Origin of the sequence: Bradyrhizobium sp. BR13661 (genome assembly GCF_029892425.1) — a bacterium.
In the GTDB taxonomy this organism is placed as follows: domain Bacteria; phylum Pseudomonadota; class Alphaproteobacteria; order Rhizobiales; family Xanthobacteraceae; genus Bradyrhizobium.
On the sequence record NZ_JARXWB010000001.1, the window covers coordinates 165,313 to 180,100 of the forward strand.

At 64.8% G+C, this 14,788-nt stretch carries 13 protein-coding genes; 10 read left to right on the forward strand and 3 right to left on the reverse strand.

All coding sequences use genetic code 11. The features are described from left to right. The first annotated feature begins 5 nt into the window (after positions 1-5). The 4 genes from M2427_RS00775 to M2427_RS00790 all read left to right on the forward strand — a co-directional run bounded on the left by M2427_RS00775 (position 6) and on the right by M2427_RS00790 (position 4,845). The gene (locus M2427_RS00775; protein WP_280704147.1) at positions 6-1,364 is read left to right on the forward strand and encodes an MFS transporter; all 1,359 of its coding nucleotides are present in this window, start codon (positions 6-8) and stop codon (positions 1,362-1,364) included. Beyond that, positions 1,361-1,858: a GAF domain-containing protein gene (locus M2427_RS00780; RefSeq protein ID WP_280704148.1), complete on the forward strand. Its 498-nt coding sequence runs from the start codon at positions 1,361-1,363 to the stop codon at positions 1,856-1,858. The genes M2427_RS00775 and M2427_RS00780 overlap by 4 nt, the downstream gene beginning before the upstream one ends. A gap of 14 nt (positions 1,859-1,872) precedes the next feature. After that, entirely contained in the window at positions 1,873-3,120 is a 1,248-nt protein-coding gene (locus M2427_RS00785; RefSeq protein ID WP_280704149.1) for an amidohydrolase family protein, read from the forward strand. A 132-nt stretch (positions 3,121-3,252) separates the two neighbouring features. Further along, positions 3,253-4,845, forward strand: a complete 1,593-nt coding sequence (locus M2427_RS00790) for an ABC-F family ATP-binding cassette domain-containing protein (protein ID WP_280704150.1) — start codon at positions 3,253-3,255, stop codon at positions 4,843-4,845. A 47-nt stretch (positions 4,846-4,892) separates the two neighbouring features. Here the strand turns inward: M2427_RS00790 and M2427_RS00795 are convergent, their stop codons facing one another. After that, positions 4,893-6,221, reverse strand: a complete 1,329-nt coding sequence (locus M2427_RS00795; RefSeq protein ID WP_280704151.1) for a dicarboxylate/amino acid:cation symporter — start codon at positions 6,219-6,221, stop codon at positions 4,893-4,895. A gap of 143 nt (positions 6,222-6,364) precedes the next feature. On the opposite strand from M2427_RS00795, the gene M2427_RS00800 reads away from it, so the two are divergent. From M2427_RS00800 to M2427_RS00820, 5 genes are all read left to right on the forward strand, one after another. Then, on the forward strand, positions 6,365-6,493 hold the full coding sequence (locus tag M2427_RS00800) for a hypothetical protein (protein ID WP_280704708.1): 129 nt from the start codon (positions 6,365-6,367) through the stop codon (positions 6,491-6,493). A 73-nt stretch (positions 6,494-6,566) separates the two neighbouring features. Next, positions 6,567-7,403, forward strand: a complete 837-nt coding sequence (locus M2427_RS00805; protein WP_280704152.1) for an SDR family oxidoreductase — start codon at positions 6,567-6,569, stop codon at positions 7,401-7,403. A gap of 45 nt (positions 7,404-7,448) precedes the next feature. Next, positions 7,449-8,255 carry an NAD-dependent protein deacetylase gene (locus tag M2427_RS00810; RefSeq protein WP_280704153.1) on the forward strand — a complete coding sequence of 269 codons (807 nt, stop codon included), beginning with the start codon at positions 7,449-7,451 and terminating at the stop codon, positions 8,253-8,255. Positions 8,256-8,373: 118 nt separating this feature from the next. Beyond that, positions 8,374-10,458: a hydantoinase/oxoprolinase family protein gene (locus M2427_RS00815; protein WP_280704154.1), complete on the forward strand. Its 2,085-nt coding sequence runs from the start codon at positions 8,374-8,376 to the stop codon at positions 10,456-10,458. A 2-nt stretch (positions 10,459-10,460) separates the two neighbouring features. Next, a complete protein-coding gene (locus M2427_RS00820) occupies positions 10,461-12,119 on the forward strand; it encodes a hydantoinase B/oxoprolinase family protein (protein ID WP_280704155.1) in 1,659 nt (552 codons plus the stop codon). A 59-nt stretch (positions 12,120-12,178) separates the two neighbouring features. Here the strand turns inward: M2427_RS00820 and M2427_RS00825 are convergent, their stop codons facing one another. Next, positions 12,179-12,823, reverse strand: coding sequence for a glutathione binding-like protein (locus M2427_RS00825; protein WP_280704156.1), 645 nt, complete (start codon positions 12,821-12,823; stop codon positions 12,179-12,181). A gap of 109 nt (positions 12,824-12,932) precedes the next feature. Between M2427_RS00825 and M2427_RS00830 the strand changes: the two genes are divergently transcribed. After that, on the forward strand, positions 12,933-13,595 hold the full coding sequence (locus tag M2427_RS00830) for a TetR/AcrR family transcriptional regulator (RefSeq protein ID WP_280704157.1): 663 nt from the start codon (positions 12,933-12,935) through the stop codon (positions 13,593-13,595). A gap of 194 nt (positions 13,596-13,789) precedes the next feature. Here the strand turns inward: M2427_RS00830 and M2427_RS00835 are convergent, their stop codons facing one another. Continuing rightward, the gene (locus M2427_RS00835) at positions 13,790-14,755 is read right to left on the reverse strand and encodes a glyoxylate/hydroxypyruvate reductase A (RefSeq protein WP_280704158.1); all 966 of its coding nucleotides are present in this window, start codon (positions 14,753-14,755) and stop codon (positions 13,790-13,792) included. Positions 14,756-14,788: the final 33 nt, after the last annotated feature.

The following is a 14,788-nucleotide window of genomic DNA, read 5'->3' on the forward strand; positions in this document are numbered from 1 at the left end:
CTTTCATGTCAATGATATCGGCGCGCATCGAGCGCCTTCCGTTCGCGCGCTTCCACACGCATCTGCTTCTGATGGGCGGGCTCGGCTACACGTTCGACGCGATGGATGCGGCGGTGCTCGCGTTCATCCTGCCGGTGCTGCGCACGGCGTGGAATCTGTCGAGCGTCCAGATCGGCGTGCTTGGCAGCAGCACCTATATCGGCTTCCTGTTCGGTGCTCTCCTCGCCGGCACGCTCGGTGACCTGATCGGGCGCCGTGCGGTGATGATGTCGGCCCTGGCGCTTTACTGCGCAGCGTCGATCGTCAGTGCGATGGTAGATACCTGGCCGGCCTTCTTCGTCGCGCGGATCGTGGCCGGCATGGGCACCGGCGCGGAGAGCGCGATCATCGCGCCCTATCTCGCGGAGTTCGTGGCGCGGCGCTACCGCGGCAGTTTCACCGGCGCGCTCGCTGGCTTCTTCTCTTTCGGCTTCGTGGCCGCGGCCTTGCTCGGTTACTTCATCGTGCCCTCGTATGACAATGGCTGGCGCATCGTGCTGGTCATCACGGCAGTACCGGTCGTTATGCTGCTGTGGTGGCGGCGGGCTCTGCCGGAATCGCCGCGCTGGTTAGAGGCCCGCGGCCGGGAGAAGGAAGCCGAGGCCGTGCTGGACAAGATCGAGGCAAGCTTTGCGCGCGAGGGCATCACCCTGCCGCAGCCGGTCGTCGAAGTCGCGGCGCCCACCGGCACCGGTGGAACGCTGCTCGCCAATTTCGCGGCGCTTCTTGCGGCGCGCCAGGCACGTATCACCATTATGACCTGGATCATGTGGCTTGCGATCACCTTCAGCTATTATTCCTTCTTCGTCTGGATCCCGGGTCTGTTGGTCCAGAACGGCATGAGCATCACCAAGAGCTTTGGCTATTCGATCGCGATCTATTGCGCGCAGATTCCCGGCTATTTCAGCGCCGCGTATTTCAACGAGCGCATCGGCCGGCAGGCGACGATCGCGACCTATATGGTGCTCGGTGGCGTCAGTGCGCTCGGTCTTGCCTTCGCGCAGACCGACCAGCACATCATGTTCGCGGGCATTCTGCTGTCGCTGTTCATGAACGGCACCTATGCCGGCGTCTATGCTTACACCGCGGAGGTGTTTCCGACGCCGATCAGGACGACCGGCGCGGGGCTCGCATCGGCCATCGGCCGGATCGGCGCGATCGTCTCGCCGATCCTGGTCGGCTATCTCTATCCCAATTTTGGCTTCGCCGGCGTGTTCGGCGTCACCACCACGGTGCTGCTGCTCGGGGCAGTCACCGTCGTCTTGATGGGCGTGCCGACGCGCGGCCGCTCGCTCGAAGAGATCGCGGCGGGCGAAACGGCATGAGGCGAGACAGACTGCCGGCCGATCCGCTGCTCTGCGCCGTTGCGGCGGCGCAGGACAGGACGGATCAGCCGGAAGCACTGTTTGCGGCGCTGGACCAGGCCCTGAAGGCGGCGATCGGGCACAAGCTGTTCACGATCCTGGCTTATGACGGCGACACTGGTGAAGCCGCGCGGCTTTATTCCAACCTGCCCGGCCCGTATCCCACGGGCGGGCGCAAGCGCCTCGCACCGGGACCTTGGACCGAGGCCGTGCTTAATTCAGGCGAGGCGTATATCGGCCGAACGCAGGACGATCTGCGCGCCGTGTTCCCCGACCACGAGCTGATCGCCTCGCTAGGCTGCGAAAGCGTGCTCAACATGCCCGTGCGCTGGCGCGGACGCACGCTCGGCTCACTCAATCTGCTCCACGAAGCGCGCTGGTACGGTGAGGCCGACGTGGCCGCCTGCCTTCCGTTCGCACAGCTCGCATTGCCGGCGCTGCTTCCAATTGCCTGACAGAGGAAACCTCCATGCCCAGCACTCTCTTCAAGAACGCCGCCCTGCTTGATCCGCTTCAGCCGGAGTTGCTGATGGGCCACGATGTGCTGGTCGAAGGCACCTTGATCAAGGAGGTCTCGGACCGGCCGATCCAGGCCACTGCAGATCGAACCATCGATCTGAAGGGCAAGACGCTGATGCCCGGGCTGATCGATCTTCATGTGCATACGATCGCGATCGAGCTTAATCTGGCGGCGCAGGCGAAAATGCCGAACGTCCTGGTGACGCTGCGTTCGACGTTGATCCTCAAAGGCATGCTGCGGCGAGGCTTCACGACCGTCCGCGATGCCGGCGGCGCCGGCCACCCGATGAAGCAGGCCATCGAGACGGGCCTCACCGACGGCCCCCGGCTGTTTGTCTCCGGCCGCGCGCTCAGCCAGACCGGCGGACATGGTGACGGTCGAGCCCGCTCGGACTATCTGACCAGCGATTCCGTCTGTCCCTGTTGTGTGCGCGTCGGCGCGCTGGCGCGCGTTGCCGACGGCGTCGATGGCGTGCGCAAGGCGGTGCGCGAGGAGCTGCAGATGGGCGCGGACCAGATCAAGATCATGGCGTCCGGCGGCGTCGCCTCTCCGACCGATCCGGTCGGTGCCTTCGGCTACTCCGAGGACGAGATCCGCGCCATCGTCGACGAGGCGCAGGGCCGGCAGACCTATGTGCTCGCCCATGCCTATACGGCTCCGGCGATCGCGCGCGCGGTTCGCTGCGGCGTGCGCACCATCGAGCACGGCAATCTCGTCGACGAGCCGACCGCGCGCCTGATGGCCGAGAAGGGCGCCTATGTCGTGCCGACCCTGATCACCTATGAGGCGCTGGCCAATGAGGGTGCGCAATACGGCCTGCCGCCGGAGAGCGTCGCCAAGATCGCCGACGTCCGCGATGCTGGCCTGCGCTCGCTCGAGATCTACCGCAAGGCCGGCGTGAAGATGGGTTATGGCAGCGATCTGCTCGGTCCGTCGCAGCGCCTCCAGAGCGACGAGTTCCGCATCCGTGCTGAAATCCAGGGCGCGCGCGAGGCCATCGCCAGCGCGACATTGATCGGGGCCGAGGTGCTCGGCATGGAGGGCAAGCTTGGCCGGATCGCGCCCGAAGCGCTCGCGGATCTGCTGGTGGTCGACGGCAACCCGTTGCGCGATGTTGGTTGCCTGCTCGGTCAGGGCGAGCACATTCCGCTGGTGATGAAGGCGGGCAAGGTTCAGTTCGACAGGCTGGCGGCATAGCCACCATTTGCGTCAGGCGCGGCTTGATCTCTCGCTTCAGCACGGCTAATTAACAACTCCCATCAAGGATATCAGCAGCCATGGATTTTACCCCGACCGCAACGCCCATCCGCATTGCTCACGGGGAATTCCATGCCTGCTTCGATCATCCTGTCGAACCTGTCGCTGTCCACGCCTGACGGCCGCCTACTTCTCTACAACATCGATCTGACCTTCGGCGCGGAACGCGCCGGTCTTGTCGGCCGCAATGGCGTCGGCAAGACGACGCTGCTCGCCGCGATCACGGGCGAGCATGCGCCGCAATCAGGCCGCGTGATCGCCAACGGAACCGTCGGGCTCTTGCGTCAGGACGCGCAGATGCTTGCGGGTGCGACGGTCGTTGACCTTTTCGGCGTGCGCGATGCGCTGGAGCTGCTGCGCCGGGCCGAACGCGGCGATGCCTCGGCCGAGCAGGTCAATGAGGTCGACTGGACCCTCGAGACGCGGCTGGCATCCGCTCTTGCGCGCGTCGGCTTCGATGTTGCTCCCCATACGGAATTGGATCGCTTGTCCGGCGGGCAGGTCACGCGCGTTCGTCTCGCCGCGTTACTGTTTAACGAGCCGGACGTCCTGCTGCTGGACGAGCCCACCAACAATCTCGATCGCGACGGGCGCCATGCCGTGATCGATCTGCTTGCTGCCTGGCGCGGCGGCGCAATCGTTGTCAGTCACGACCGGGCCCTGCTCGACACGATGGACGCCATCGTCGAGCTGACTTCGCTCGGCGCGACGCGCTACGGCGGCAATTGGAGCAGCTATCGCGCGCAGAAGGCCGTCGAGCTTGCCGCCGTCAGGCACGATCTCGCGCATGCCGAGAAGTATCTCGCGGAGATCGATGACAAGGCGCAGGAGGCAGCCGAGCGCAAGGCGCGCAAGGACGGCGGCGGAAGGGCAAAACGCGCCAAAGGCGACATGCCGCGAATCCTGGCCGGTGCGCGCAGGGATCGCAGCGAGGACAGCGGCGGCAAGACCGCGCAGATGGCCGAGCGGCGGCGCGCGGAGGCGATTGATGCGCTCGACGCCGCGCGCCGGCGCATCGAAATCCTTCAACCGTTCGCCGTGAAATTGCCCTCGACCCAATTGCCGGCGGGGCGGGAGGTAGTCTGGCTCGATCGCGTCAGTGCCGGTTATCAGCCGGAGCAGCCGATCCTGCGCGATCTGTCGCTCTCCATCGTCGGTCCGGAGCGCGTCGCGATCGTCGGTCCCAACGGCTCCGGCAAGACGACGCTCCTGAGGCTCATTACCGGTGAGCTGCGGCCCGCCTCGGGCGCGTTGCAGGTCAGGCCTGACTTCGCGCAGTTCGATCAGAAGGTCAGCCTGCTCGATCCCGTGGTCTCGATCCTCGACAACTTCAGGCGTCTCAATCCGCGGGCAGGTGCGAATGAATGCCATGCCGCGCTGGCGCGCTTCATGTTTCGCGCCGATGCGGCCTTGCAAGACGTCGGCAGCCTGAGCGGCGGTCAGCTCTTTCGCGCGGGGCTCGCCTGCGTGCTCGGCGGGGCGACGCCGCCGTCATTGCTGATCCTGGACGAGCCGACCAACCATCTCGATCTCGAATCCATCGAAGTGATTGAGGCCGGCCTGCGGGCCTATGACGGCGCGCTGCTCGTCGCCAGCCATGACGAGGCGTTCCTGGAGGCAATCGGGGTCACGCGTCGGCTCGATCTGGCCGATCGTCCCGGCTGACGGAGCAATGATGCCAGCTTGCGGCCGATCTTCACGTCGCGGCGGCCTTATGTGCTGCCGCCGGGCTCCAGCGCCTCGCCGATCTCCAGCGGATGCGCCATGGTCTCGTGCAGCGCCTCGCGATCGAGCTCCCCTTCCGAGATGCTGATGACGACACAGGCGACGCCGTTGCCGATCAGATTGGTCAGCGCGCGGCATTCGCTCATGAACTTGTCGATGCCGACCAGGATCGCGATCGACTGGATCGGAATGTCAGGCACGATCGACAGCGTCGCGGCAAGCGTGATGAAGCCCGCGCCGGTCACGCCGGAGGCGCCCTTCGAGGTGATCATGGCGATACCGAGAATGCCGAGCTCCTGCCAGATCGTCAGGTGCGTATTGGTCGCCTGCGCCAGGAACAGCGTCGCCAGCGTCATATAGATGTTGGTGCCGTCGAGGTTGAAGCTGTAGCCGGTCGGGATGACGAGGCCGACTACCGAGCGCGAGGCGCCGAGATGCTCCATCTTCTGGATCATCTGCGGCAGCACTGTCTCCGACGACGAGGTGCCGAGCACGATCAGGAGCTCGTCCTTGATATAGGCAATGAAGCGAATGATGGAGAAGCCGGCGAGCCGCGCGATCGAGCCCAGCACGATCAGCACGAACAGGATGCTGGTGAGATAGAACGTGCCGATCAGGGCGGCGAGATTGAGCAGAGAGCCGAGGCCATAGGCGCCGACGGTGAAAGCCATCGCGCCGAAGGCACCGATCGGCGCCACGCGCACGATGATGCGGATGATGCCGAAGAACATTTTTGCGGCCTTGTCGATCGCGTCCGCAATGGGCTCGCCGGCCTTGCCGAGGAAAGCGATGGCAAAGCCGGAGAGAATCGAGACCAGCAGCACCTGCAAAAGGTCGCCGCGCGCAATCGCGCCGACATAGCTGTCGGGAATGATCGCCATCAGATGGGCGACGATGCCGTCTTCATGAGCCTTGGTCAAATAGGTCGCGACCGATTTCGGATCGATGGTCGCGGGATCGATGTTGAAGCCGTGCCCGGGCTGGAGAATCTCGCCGACCAGGAGGCCGATGGCGAGCGCCACGGTCGAGACCGTTTCGAAATAGATCAGCGACTTCAGCCCGACCCGGCCGACGCGCTTGAGGTCGCCCATCGAGGAGATGCCGTGCACCACGGTGCAGAAGATGACCGGCGCGATCATCATCTTGATCAGCGCGATGAAAGCGTCGCCGAGCGGCTTCAGCGCCTTGCCGAGGTCCGGATAGAAATAACCAATGAGCACGCCGAACGCGATCGCGATCAGGACCTGGACATAGAGGATCCTGTACCAGGACTGGTGCCGGCGGTGAATGGCAGGCTGGATCGCAATCTGTGTCATGAAGTGAATCCCGGAACGCATTGATCTTGCGTGATTCACATCATGTGATGTTCACCGTATAAGCAACAATCACATTTTTGTCGGATCGCACGAAGATCAATCGCTGCACCGCAATGGGGATTCGATCCCAATGTTGCGGTCCCGTGTCGGTCCTGCTCGGCTCCTCGCCGAAATTCGGTGCGTTCACGATCGGCGGGATCGGCACAGCTACCTTTGTCGCGATAATGCTGTATCAGATCCTCACGTCGCCGATCGTGCGCCGCGCGGAATGAATCCCAGGGATGCATCGGCCGGGATGGAACCAAACGCCAGTCCCGTTCATGATGAGGCATCCGGAGAATGCTCATGCCAAAGACTGATCTCTCGTCCGCCTTTCCTTCACGCCTTGTCGGCCGATATGCACTGGTGACCGGTGCCTCCCAGGGCATCGGCCGCGCCGTTGCCGTCAGGCTGGCCCAGGAAGGCGCGACCGTCGCCGTCAACTATGTCGATCATCCTGGGAAGGCCGAGGAGACGCTTGCCCTGGCAAGGACGGGATCGAGCGATCGCGGTCACGGCAAGCTCGACCATGTCATCGTCAAGGCCGACGTCAGCAACGAGCAGGAGGTCGCTGCGATGTTCGAGACAGTCTTGGCGCGCTGGAATCGCCTCGACTGTCTCGTCAACAATGCGGGCTTCCAGCAGGAATCGCCGAGCGAAGCGCTGGACGTCGACACCTATCGCCGCATTATCGACGTGAACCTCAACGGTGCCGTGCTCTGCGCACAAAAGGCGCTGGCGCATTTCGTCGCCCGCGGCGGTGCTGGCTGCATCATCAACTGCTCCAGCGTCCACCAAAGCATTCCAAAGCCCGGCTATCTCGCCTATTCGATCAGCAAGGGCGGCATGGCCAATCTGACGCGCACGCTGGCGCTGGAATTTGCCGCCCGCGGCATTCGCGTCAATGCGGTCGGCCCCGGCGCGATCGACACCCCGATCAATGCGGCCTGGACCGGTGACACCGGGAAGCGCGACCTTGTCACCAGCCACATTCCGCTCGGCCGCGTCGGCACGCCGGAAGAGATGGCGGCCGTGTTTGCCTTCCTCGCCTCGGATGATGCCAGCTACATCACCGGGCAGACCATCTACGCCTGCGGTGGCCTCACGCTCTTCCCCGAATTCAGAGAGAATTGGGCGAGCTAGCGGGGCGATCTGGCAAAATGCCACGGCGCAGACTACATCTGCGCCATGACAAACCCATCGCTCCAGGATTTCATCGGCCGGCACGACAAGCTGTTCGTGCTGACCGGGGCCGGCTGCAGCACCAATTCAGGCATTCCCGACTATCGCGACAGCCATGGCAACTGGAAACGGACGCAACCGGTCAATTTCCAGGCCTTCATGTCGGAAGAGCACACGCGCCAGCGTTATTGGGCGCGCAGCCTGATCGGGTGGCGGCGGTTCGGTCAGGCCAAGCCGAACGATGCGCATCATGCGCTGGCGCGGCTCGAGGCCAACGGTCGCTGCGAAATGCTGCTGACCCAGAATGTCGACCGGCTGCATCAATCCGCCGGCCACCAACAGGTGATTGATTTGCATGGCCGGCTCGACCTGGTCCGTTGCATGGGCTGCGGGGCGAAGACGCCGCGCAACGAATTCCAGGATGCGCTGGGCCGCGTCAATGCGGAATGGCTGACACTCGATGCGGCCGACGCACCCGACGGCGACGCCGATCTCGATCACGCGGATTTCTCCTCGTTCAAGGTACCGGCTTGCGAGGCGTGCGGCGGTATCCTCAAGCCCGATGTGGTGTTTTTTGGCGAGAATGTCCCGCGCGACGTGGTTGCGACTGCGCAGGATCATCTCGCGCAGGCCGACGCGATGCTGATCGTCGGCTCCTCGCTGATGGTCTATTCCGGCTTCCGCTTCGTCCAGGCTGCGGCCGTCAGGCAGATCCCGATCGCCGCCGTCAATCTTGGCCGCACCCGCGCCGATGATCTCCTGACGTTGAAGGTCGAGGAGCGCTGCGAGGCGGCGCTGGCATTCCTGCTCTGAGCGCACTGCACGCCCGCTATCGCATAGGTGCTACGCACTTCACCGGCGGTGCTGTCGCTGGTATGAAAATTGCTGCGGATGAGACTCCGATTTGACGATCAGCACGGAGAGATTTGGAATGCTTGAGGGAGCCGAGGTACGGCTTGCCGTGGATATTGGCGGCACGTTCACCGACATCGTGCTTGATGTGGGCGAGGTGCGCAAAACCCGCAAGGTGCTGACGACGCCGCAGCGGCCCGAACAGGCGGTGCTGGATGGCATGCGTCTCATTCTGACCGATGCTCACGCCCATATCAGCGACATCGACGTCTTCATTCACGGCACCACGCTTGCGACCAACGCCATCATCGAGCGGCGCGGCGCAAAGACTGCGCTGATCGCGACCGAAGGCTTTCGCGACGTGCTCGATATCGGCACCGAAAGCCGCTACGATCAGTATGATCTCACCATCGACAAGCCGAAGCCGCTGGCCCCGCGTAGCCTGCGCTTCACCGTGCCCGAGCGTATCGACGCCCATGGCGCCATCCGCCTCCCGCTGGACGAAGCGGCCGTGCGTGCACTCGCGCCGAAATTGCGGGAGCTGAAGGTCGAGAGCGTCGCGATTGCCTTTCTGCATTCCTATGCCAACCCCGATCACGAGCGACGCGCAGCCGCGATCATCAGTGAGGAAATGCCGGGTATTTCGGTGACTGTGTCATCGGCCGTGTGTCCCGAAATCCGCGAATACGAGCGCACGTCGACGGCGGTTGCGAATGCCTATGTGCAGCCGCTGATTGACGGCTATCTCGCGCGCATGGCGGATGCCCTGCAGGTCGAGCAGTTCCGCGGCGCCATCTATCTTGTCACGTCAGGTGGCGGCGTTACCTCGATCGAGACGGCGCGGCGCTTTCCGGTTCGTCTGGTCGAATCCGGCCCTGCGGGCGGCGCGATCTTCTCGGCGCAGATCGCAGCAAGGCTCGGCGAGAGCAAGGTGCTCTCCTTCGACATGGGTGGCACCACCGCAAAAATCTGCCTGATCGAAAAATTCCAGCCCGAGACCTCGCGCGTGTTCGAGGTCGATCGCGCCGCGCGCTTCCTCAAGGGCTCCGGCCTGCCGGTGCGCATCCCCGTGATCGAGATGGTTGAGATCGGCGCCGGTGGCGGCTCGATCGCCCATGTCGACGCCATGAAGCGGGTCACTGTCGGCCCCGAGAGCGCGTCGTCCGAACCAGGCCCCGCCTGCTACGGCCGTGGCGGCCAGCGTCCTGCGGTGACCGATGCGGACGTCGCGCTCGGCATGATCGATCCCGACGCCTTTGCGGGCGGCACGATCAAGCTCGATCCGGAGCTTTCAAAGAAAGCTCTCCTGAGCAGCGTCGGCGAGCCGCTGGGCTTGTCGGCGGAGACTGCGGCCTATGCCGTGCACGAGGTCGTCTGCGAGAACATGGCGAGCGCGGCGCGCGTGCATGCGGTCGAGCGCGGTGAAATCGTCGGCCAGCACACGCTGATCGCCTTCGGCGGCGCTGCCCCGCTGCATGCGGCGCGCGTCGCCGAGAAGATCGGCGTGTCGCGCGTGATCGTGCCGTCGAATGCCGGCGTCGGCTCGGCGGTCGGATTCCTGGCGGCGCCCATTGCCTATGAACTCGTGCGCAGCCGTCATGTCCGGCTCGACGATTTCGACACGGGCGCGGTCTCCGATCTGCTCCAGGAGATGGCAACCGAGGCGCGCGCACTCGTCGAGCCCGGTGCCGCCGGCGCGCCGGTGCGCGAGCGTCGCGCCGCCTTCATGCGCTATGTCGGCCAGGGGCATGAGATCACCGTCGAGCTGCCGAACCGGCCGCTGACGTCTTCAGATCTTGCGGGCCTGCGCCAGAAGTTCGAGGCGGACTATGCCGCAATGTTCGAGCGGCCGATTCCTGGTGCTGCGATCGAGGTGCTGAGCTGGTCGGTGCTCGCAACGACCGAGGCGCGCAATCCGCCCACGGTCGCCGCTGTGACGCGTAAGCCCGCGGGCAAGGCGTCAGGCAGCCGAAAGTTCTTCGACGGCCGTGCGGGCGAAATCATCGAGATCCCGCTCTATCGCCGCGAGGACATGGCGCCTGGCGCGACGATTGCGGGACCCGCGGTGATCGCCGAGGACGAGACCTCGACCTTCGTCTCCACCAGTTTTGACGCCCATATCGACGGTGCCGGCAGCATCGTCATGGAACGGAAGGCAGCCTGATCATGAGCAAGGCAAAGGGCGCGAGCCTGATCGACCTCCAGATCATGTGGCACCGGCTGATCGCCGTGGTCGAGGAGCAGGCGCAGGTGCTGCTGCGCACCGCGTTCAGCCCGATCGTCCGCGAATGCGGCGATCTCTCGGCCGGCGTGTTCGACCTCAGGGGACGGATGCTGGCGCAGGCGGTGACCGGCACGCCCGGTCACGTCAATTCGATGGCGGAATCGGTCAAGCACTTCATCGACCACTTTCCGCTGGAGACGATGAAGCAGGGCGACGCCTACATCACCAACGATCCCTGGATGGGCACCGGCCATCTCAATGACTTCGTCGTCACCACGCCTTGCTTCAAGGATGGCAAGGTCGTGGCGCTGTTCTCCTGCACCAGCCATCTCATGGACATCGGCGGCATCGGCTTTGGCCCTGATGCCACCGACGTGTTCATGGAGGGGCTCTACATCCCGATGCTGAAGCTGATCGACCAGGGCGTCGTCAACGAGACGCTGATGGCGATGATCCGCACCAACACGCGTCTGCCTGTTGACACCGAAGGCGACACCTATTCGCTCGCCGGCTGCAACGACGTCGGCTGCGAGCGCCTGGTCGAGATGATGACCGAGTTCGGCATCGACACGCTCGATGAGCTCGGCGACTACATCTGCGACCGCTCGCGCGAAGCGGTGCTGGCCGAGATCGCCAAGCTGCCGAAGGGCAGCTGGCGCAACACCATGGTCGTCGACGGCTACGACGCGCCGGTGACGCTGGCCGCGACGCTGACGATCTCGGATAGTGGCATCCACGTCGATTTCGACGGCACCTCGGTCGCCTCGAAGTTCGGCATCAACGTGCCCTTGTCCTACACCACGGCCTATACCGTGTTCGGCCTTGGCTGCGTCGTTGCCTCGCAGATCCCCAACAATGCCGGCTCGCTGTCGCCGCTGACGGTGTCGGCACCCGCGGGCGCGATCCTGAATGCGCCCAAGCCCGCGCCGGTCGCTTCGCGCCACATCGTCGGCCAGATGCTGCCCGACGTCGTGTTCGGCTGCCTGCGCCAGATCATTCCCGAGCGCGTGCCCGCCGAAGGCACTTCATGCCTGTGGAATCTCAACGTGCGCGGCCAGACGCGTTCCGGCGTCGGCGGCAATTACGGATTCTCGATGGCGGTGACCTCGAACGGCGGCACCGGCGCGCGGTTTGCGAAGGACGGGCTGTCGGCGACGGCCTATCCGAGCGGCGTGCGCGGCACGCCGGTCGAGATCGCGGAGACGCAGACGCCCTTGATCTTCTGGCGCAAGGAGCTGCGTCCTGACTCCGGCGGGGCAGGGCGCACCCGCGGCGGCCTCGGCCAGATCATCGAGGTCGGCAGCGGCGTCGATGCACCGTTCGACATTCTGGCGGCGTTCGATCGTATCGATCATCCGCCGCGCGGCCGCGACGGCGGCAAGAATGGCGAGGCCGGCTATGTCGGCCTCAAGTCCGGCAAGAAGCTGCGCGGCAAAGGCTTTCAGCAGGTGCCGCCGGACGACCGCCTGGTGGTGCACACGCCCGGCGGCGCGGGCATCGGCGCGCCGACGGAGCGTGATCGCGCCGCGGTCAAGGCCGATGTCGAAAGCGGGCTGGTGTCATCGAACAACGCGGCCGCGGTGTACGGCTACGCGGAGTGAACCACTGAAACTATTCGTCCCGGCCTCACCGGCCGGGACGATGTCTTGATCACCTGACGCTACGCCGCCGCCTTCTTCCGTACCTGCTCGGCTTTGTACAGCTCGAACTCTTCCGCGACCGCCTTCGCGATCGACGGCCGCTGGCGCAGGCGCTCATAATAGGCCTTCAGGTTCGGCCATTTCGAAAGCTCGATCGGTGGCGTCGCCATGGTCCAGTTGATGACCGTGACGAGATAGGCATCGGCCACGCTGAAATGGTCGAGCAGGAACTCGCGGCCCTCAAGGTAATTGTCGAGATAGTCGAGCCGCGACAGGTTCCTCTCCAGCACATAGGCCTTCACTTCCTGCGACGCCTTGCGGTCGAGCACGGGCACGAACAGACCCTTGTGCAGCTCGGTGCCGATGAAGCAGAGCCATTGATGCAGCCGCGTGCGATCGATGCCCTGCGTAGCGCCGAGGCCGGATTGCGGAAAGCGGTCCGCGACATATTGCAGGATCGCCGCGTTCTCGGTCAGCACCACGCCCTCGTCGGTGCGTAGCGTCGGCACCAGGCCGATCGGGTTGACGGCGCGGAAGTCGGAGCCGTCGTTGAGGACTTTTTTGGTCGGCGGATCGACTTCGAGATAATTCGCTTCGGCGCCGGCTTCATACAGCGCGACGCGCGTCGCCATGGAGCAGGCGAGCGGCGAGAAATAGAGATCCATCTGGAGCCTCCTTGGGGCAATTGCTCTTTGTGAGTGTCGCTCAACCTGGCCAGATTGATTTTTGTACTGTCTTGCATAATATGGGGCCGGTCAAGGATTAATTTTCGAAATGGTACAAAAATCGAAGCCGCCAACTGCTGCCAGCGAAGCCGGGCGCCGCGGCGAGCCGAAACGCCGTGGCCGACCACGCGCCTACGAGCCCGAGATCGCGCTCGGCAAGGCGCTTGATCTCTTCCGCAAGCAGGGTTTTGCCGCGACATCGCTCGACGATCTCAGCGAAGCCACCGGCATGAACAGGCCGAGCCTTTACGGCGCCTTCGGCGACAAGCGCGAGCTCTACATAAAGAGCTATCAGCGCTACCGCGAGGACGCGCGTGCGTCGATGGTCGAGATCTTTCGTCAGGAGATGCCGTTGCGTCAGCGGCTGGAGCGCATCTATGCCGCCGCGCTGCACATCTATCTCTCCGGCGAGACCGGCCCGCGCGGCTGCTTCACGGTGGTGACGGCGGCCTCCGAAGCAGTCAGCGATCCCGAGATACGCGCGATGGTGATCGAGGGGCTCACCGAGCTCGACAAGGCGTTCGCCCTTTGCTTCCGCCGCGCCAAGGAAAAGGGCGAGCTCCCAGAAAGCGCCGATCCCGCCGCACTGGCGCAACTCGCCTCCGCCACCATCCATACCATCGCCATCCGCTCCCGCGCGCGCGTGCCGCGCAAGGAGCTGGAGGCGATCGTGAAAAGCGCGATCGACGTGATGGTGGGGGCTAAAGCGTAGGCTGTCGTCGCGACACCAGCGGAGGTGTGGGGCGACCTATCTCCCCAGCGTCGTCCTGGCGAAAGCCAGGACCCATAACCACCGAATTTTGTTTGGCGAAGACTCGGAGTGACCAACTTCGCGCCGCAACTCCCTCTTGGGGTAATGGGTCCTGGCTTTCGCCAGGACGACAGCGTGGGCGGAGCTGTCGAGCCCTAATACCCCCGCCCGCGATCCACCACGTTCTCCAGCGCACCACCCGCCTCGAACCGCGCGATCTGCGCGGCCACATAGGCCGAGATCGCGTCCGCGTCGGTGTCGGCGGCATTGTGCGGGGTCAGCACCACCTTGGGGTGGGTCCAGAACCGGCTGTCCGCGGGCTGCGGTTCCTGGACGAAAACGTCGAGCGAGGCGGCGCCCAGCGTGCCGTCGTCGAGGCAGGCCAGGATGTCGGCTTCATTTTGCAGGCCGCCGCGGCCGGCATTGATCAGCACCGGCGCGCCGAGCGGGCTGGTACGGTTGAGCTTGGTGAAGACCTCGCGGTTGAGAATGCCGTGCGTGTCAGGCGTCAGCGGCAGCAGCGACACCAGGATGTCGGTCTTGCGGAGGAACGCATCCATGCCGGCGGTGCCGTGGAAGCATTCGACGCCCGCGATCGTGCGCGGGCTGCGGCTCCAGCCGGCGACGCGGAAGCCGAGCCGCCGCAGCACGTCAGCCGCATCGGCACCGAGGGTGCCGAGGCCCATGACGCCGACAGTGACTGCGCTCGCCGGCCACTGATACAGCGGCGCCCAGCGCTTGGCGCGCTGCGAGTCGCGCAAGTACAGCTCCTGGCGATGGTGCATCAGCACGTGCAGCACGACATATTCGGTCATGCGGTTGGTCAGGTCAGGGACGGCGACGCGGACCAGCGGCACGTTGGGCAGGCTCTTGTCGGCCATCAGCGCATCGACGCCGGCGCCGAGATTGAAGATCGCCCGCAGATTGGGGAAGGAGCCGAGGTCGCCGGGTATCGGCTTCCACACCGCGGCATAGTGCACCTCGGCCGGATCGAGGGAGGCATCCGGCAGCAGCACCACGCGCCGGCCACCGCAGACCGTGTCGAACCGGGCCTTCCAGCGCTCCGGCAGCCAGTTCTGCTGCGTGCTGTTGATCAGGACGGCCAGTGTACCCACGGTCATTCGAAGTGCCTCATAAGGTTCCGCTTTTGGTGA